Source organism: Hydrogenophaga sp., from assembly GCF_028698005.1.
In the GTDB taxonomy this organism is placed as follows: domain Bacteria; phylum Pseudomonadota; class Gammaproteobacteria; order Burkholderiales; family Burkholderiaceae_C; genus Hydrogenophaga.
On the sequence record NZ_JAQVEJ010000200.1, the window covers coordinates 1 to 4614 of the forward strand.

Sequence of the window (4614 nt, forward strand, 5' to 3'; positions counted from 1 at the left end):
GTACGCCGTGCACCGCAACCTGGTGACGCGGGCGCTGGGGGTGGAGGACACGGTGCTGCTGGAGGTCAACGAATTCCGGCTTGAAGTGGGCGACCTGTACCTGCTGTGCTCCGACGGTCTGAACGACATGCTCAGGGACGAGCAGATCGCGGCCGTGCTCGCGCGCTCCAGCACGCTGGCCGACAAGGGCCGGGCGCTGGTCGAGGCCGCCAACGAGCAGGGAGGGCGCGATAACATTTCGATAATATTGGTACAAGTTCAAACCAATAACCCACGTCGCAGCCTGTTGTCCCGGGTGTTGGGGCAGCATTAATACTTACAAAATACATACAATGAAGCCATGACGGCTTCACAGGAGAGTCGGCGATGCCGAAAATAATCGTTTCCATTGATGGTGTCGTGATCAAGGACGTGCAGCTCACCAAGGACCGCACCACCCTGGGTCGGCGGCCCTACAACGACGTGGTGATCGACAACCTGGCCGTCAGCGGCGAGCACGCGGTCATGCAGATGTCGGGCAGCGAGATGTTCCTGGAAGACCTCAACAGCACCAATGGCACCTACGTCAATGGCAAGGCCATCAAGCGCCAGGCGCTGAGCAACGGCGACACCATCGAAATCGGCAAGTACAAGATCCGGTACGTCCACGACGGCGCCGGCACCAGTGCCGTCCCCGAGCGGGCCACCGTCGTCAACTCCGGGCAGCAGGGCGAGGTCCAGGTGGACACCACCGGGACGCCCGCGCCCGCCATCAACGGCCTCATCAAGGTCATGTCCGGTTCCGCCGCCGGCCGCGAGGTGCCGCTGCTCAAGGTGGTCACCACCATCGGCAAGCCGGGCGTGGCCGTGGCGGCCATCACGCGCCGGCCCCACGGCTTCGTGATCGCGGTGGTCGAGGGCACCGTGCGGCCTACCGTCAATGGCACGCCCGTGGGGGCCGATGCCGTCCATCTGCACCACGGTGACCTGATCGAGCTCGCCGGCACGCAGATGCAGTTCATCCAGCGGTGAGCGACCCGCGCGGAGGGCACCGCCGGGCCCGCCGCGCCACGCCCATGCCGGCCGCGCGACGCTGGCCCGCCTGGGCCCGGGTGGCCGCCATGCTGCTGCCCTTGCTGCTGGCGCTGCTGCACACCCTGGGCCGGCCTTCGCTGGGCGTGCTCGACCGGATCGACGACCTGATCCACGACACCCGTCTGCGGCTGGGCATGCCGGGCACCCTGGACACGCGCATCGCCATCGTCGATATCGACGAAAAAAGCCTGGCAGCCGTGGGGCGCTGGCCCTGGCCGCGCGACCGCGTGGCGGCCCTGCTCGACCGCCTGTTCGATGAGCAGCAGGTGCGCCTGGTGGGGCTGGACACGGTGCTGGCCGAGCCCGACCCCGGGCGCGACGAGGTGCTGGCCCGGGCGCTGCAGGGGCGGCCGGTGGTGCTGGGCTACTACTTCACCAGTGACCGCGGGGGCCACACCAGCGGCCAGTTGCCGGCGCCCGTGCTGCGCCAGGCCGAGCTGCCCGGCCGCTCCGTGGCCCTGACCCGCTGGGACGGCTACGGTGCCAACCTGCCCGTGCTGGCGGCCGCCGCGCCGCAGGCGGGCTTTTTCAATGCCATCACCGACGACGACGGCGTGGTGCGTGCCCTGCCCCTGCTGGCGGCGCACGGCGAAGGCATCTACGAGTCGTTCGCCCTGGCGCTGTACCGGCGCCTGCTGGGCCTGCCGGCGGTGGCCCCGGGTGTGGCGCCCCAGCGCTGGCTGCCGGGCGACTACCAGGGCCTGCACAGCGTGCGCCTGATCTGGGACGGGCGGCAGGCGGCCATTCCGGTGGATGGCCGCGGCGCGGCGCGGGTGCCGTTTCGCGGCGAAGGCGGCCCGGATGGGGGCTCGTTCACCTACGTGTCGGCGGCCGACGTGCTGCAGGGGCGCCTGGCGCCCGGCACCCTGCAGGGGCGCATCGTGCTGCTGGGCTTCACCGCGCCCGGCCTGGCCGATCTGCGCGCCACGCCCGTCGGCGGCACCTACCCCGGCGTCGAGGTGCATGCCAGCCTGCTCAGCGGCCTGCTCGATGGCCACCTGCCGGTGCGGCCCGACTACGCGCGGGGTTACGAAGTGGTGCTGCTGCTGCTGGCCGGGCTGGTGCTGGCCCTGCGGCTGCCGCGCCTGGGCCCGGCCCGCGGGGCGCTGTTCAGTGCCGGCGTGCTGGCGGCCCTGGTCGGCCTGAACCAGGCGCTGTACGTGGCGCACGGACTGGTGCTGCCCCTGGCCTCGGCGCTGGTGATGGTCGCGCTGATGCTGGGCCTGCACATGAGCTGGGGCTACCTGGTGGAGCGGCGCGCCAAGGGCCAGTTGGCGCAGGCGTTCGGCACCTACGTGCCGCCCGAGCTGGTGGCCGAGATGCTGCGCTCGCCGGGGCACTACGGCATGACCGCCACCACGCGCGAGATGACCGTCATGTTCTGTGACATGCGGGGCTTCACCGCCATCGCCGAATCCATGCCGCCGCAGCAACTGCAGGCCCTGCTCAACACCATGTTCAGCCACCTGAGCGCGGTGGTCAGCCGCCACCGCGGCACCATCGACAAGTTCATGGGCGACTGCCTCATGGCGTTCTGGGGTGCGCCGCTGGAAACGCCGGCGCATGCTCGCCTGGCGGTCGAGGCGGCCCTGGACGTGGTGGCCGAGGTCGAGCGGCTCAACCGCGAACACCGCCGCCAGGGCCTGCCGGCCATCGGCCTGGGCGTGGGGCTGAGCACCGGCCCCATGTGCGTGGGCGACATGGGCTCCGACATCCGGCGCAGCTACACCGTCATCGGCGACGCCGTCAACCTGGGTGCCCGCCTCGAAGGGCTCTCGCGCCTGTACGGTGTTGACATCGTGGCCAGCGACCGCACGCGCGAACTCGCCCCCGGCTTCGTCTGGCAGCAGATCGACCGCGTGCGTGTCAAGGGCAAGGCGCAGGCGGTGGCCATCCATACCCCGCTCGGGCACGGCCCCGCGCGCATGACCAACGGCGCACCGCTGCCCGAGCAGGAGCTGGCCGAGTGGGACGCCTTCCTGCCGGCGTGGCGTGCACGCGACTGGGACACCTGCGAGGCGCTGCTGGTGTCGCTGCGGCGCCGCGACCCGCAAAAAATGCTTTACCACTACTGGGCAGAGCGGGTAGCCTTGGCCCGGCAGACACCTCCCGGCCCCGACTGGGACGGCGCCACCGACATCACCACCAAATGAGCACGCCAGCCACTGCCCCCCCACCCCACCGAGACGGGCGGCCCGCCACCGCGCCGGCGCGCCCGTGAAGGTACGGGTGCTGGGCTGCTCGGGCGCCATCGCGCGTGGCTGCCGCACCACGTCTTTCCTGCTGGGTGACGAGGTGCTCGTGGACGCCGGCACCGGCGTGGGCGACCTCAGCCTGGAGCAGATGGCCCGCATCAACCACGTGTTGCTCACCCACGCCCACCTGGACCATGTGGCCGCCCTGCCGCTGCTGCTCGACGCCGTGGCCGCGCACCGGCTCGCCAGCGGTGCCGGCCCGGTGCAGGTGCATGCCCTGCCCGAGACCGTGGCCGCGCTGCGCGCGCACGTGTTCAACGACCTCATCTGGCCCGACTTCGCCACCATCCCCCGGGCCGACGCCCCCCTGCTGGCGTTCCACACCTTTGCCATCGGCGACACCCTGACCGTGGCCGGAACACGCATCGAGGTGCTGCCGGCCGTGCACACCGTGCCGGCCGCCGGCTTTGCCGTGCACGGCGTGCAAGGCTGCTGGGTCTTCAGCGGCGACACCGGGCCCAACCCCGCCTTCTGGGCCCGTGTCAACGCACTGCCCGTGGCCATGCTCGTCATCGAAACCGCCTTCAGCGACCGCGAACGCGACATCGCCCACCGCAGCCTGCACCTGGCCCCGCACGCCCTGGCCGAAGAGCTTGGCCACATCGACGCCAGCCGCCCGCGCTTCCCGATCTACATCACCCACACCAAGCCCGCCGAAACCGAGCTGATCATGCAGCAGATCCGCCGCTTCGACGACCCCGGCCACCACCCCGGCCACACCCGCCACGACATCCGCTGGCTGGCGGCGGGGGATGTGTTCGAGGTGTGAGCGGCATCGCTTTGAATCCTCGTCATGTTTTCATGTATGTTGGACCTGTGCCTGGATCAGGTGAAGTCCATGGCGAGCCTGCTCTCGCTGGAGAGCATGAAGGACCGAATGGCCGCCTGTCTTCAATACGAGGAAAAAGTCGTCAAACCAGGCGTGCGGGCCGAGGCGCTGCGCCTGGGCGTTCCGCTGCATGCGCTGCGTTTTTATTTTCCGAATCTGTGGCCGGAGGCAGAGGCCGTCGCCGGGTGACAAAGCTCGTCACTCCGCCTGAGGATGTGACAAAAAATGTCAGTTCGAATCGGCTACATCTGTCAATAAATGTCACCGCGGGCCGCAAAACGTGAAGAAAACGGCCTGATAACCACCCCGGCGGGGTTGGCACGAACCCTGCAAGGGAAAAGGCGCAAGAGCGTGGCACCCGGTGGTGGCGCCCTCGTGGCTGCGAGAGCAGGCCCCTTTTTTTTTCTTTTTCACTACTCCAAGGAGTTTCACCATGAAGCGTTCCCTGCAAAAAGG

Annotated in this window: 6 protein-coding genes; 5 read left to right on the forward strand and 1 reads right to left on the reverse strand. The window is 69.3% G+C overall.

Going from position 1 to position 4614, the window contains the following annotated elements:
- From PHQ87_RS14565 to PHQ87_RS14585, 5 genes are all read left to right on the forward strand, one after another.
- Positions 1–313, forward strand: a 313-nt coding sequence (locus tag PHQ87_RS14565; protein WP_300235877.1) for a SpoIIE family protein phosphatase, incomplete at its 5' end; no start/stop codon positions are given.
- Positions 314–366: 53 nt separating this feature from the next.
- The gene (locus PHQ87_RS14570) at positions 367–1011 is read left to right on the forward strand and encodes an FHA domain-containing protein (protein WP_300235880.1); all 645 of its coding nucleotides are present in this window, start codon (positions 367–369) and stop codon (positions 1009–1011) included.
- Positions 1008–3227, forward strand: a complete 2220-nt coding sequence (locus PHQ87_RS14575; RefSeq protein ID WP_366524485.1) for an adenylate/guanylate cyclase domain-containing protein — start codon at positions 1008–1010, stop codon at positions 3225–3227. The genes PHQ87_RS14570 and PHQ87_RS14575 overlap by 4 nt, the downstream gene beginning before the upstream one ends.
- A gap of 64 nt (positions 3228–3291) precedes the next feature.
- Positions 3292–4098 carry a 3',5'-cyclic-nucleotide phosphodiesterase gene (locus PHQ87_RS14580; protein WP_300235883.1) on the forward strand — a complete coding sequence of 269 codons (807 nt, stop codon included), beginning with the start codon at positions 3292–3294 and terminating at the stop codon, positions 4096–4098.
- Between the two features lie 69 nt (positions 4099–4167).
- Positions 4168–4347 (forward strand): hypothetical protein, encoded by a 180-nt coding sequence (locus PHQ87_RS14585; RefSeq protein ID WP_366524486.1) that lies wholly within the window; start codon positions 4168–4170, stop codon positions 4345–4347.
- Between the two features lie 72 nt (positions 4348–4419).
- Here PHQ87_RS14585 and PHQ87_RS14590 read toward each other — a convergent pair.
- A partial coding sequence (locus tag PHQ87_RS14590; RefSeq protein WP_300235886.1) for a hypothetical protein occupies positions 4420–4614 on the reverse strand: 195 nt, incomplete at its 5' end.

What these genes read in the sequence shown, in the direction of transcription:
- PHQ87_RS14585 (WP_366524486.1), top strand. Translation starts at nt 4,168, where the DNA reads ATGGCGAGCCTGCTCTCGCTGGAGAGCATGAAGGACCGAATGGCCGCC.
- PHQ87_RS14570 (WP_300235880.1), top strand. Translation starts at nt 367, where the DNA reads ATGCCGAAAATAATCGTTTCCATTGATGGTGTCGTGATCAAGGACGTG.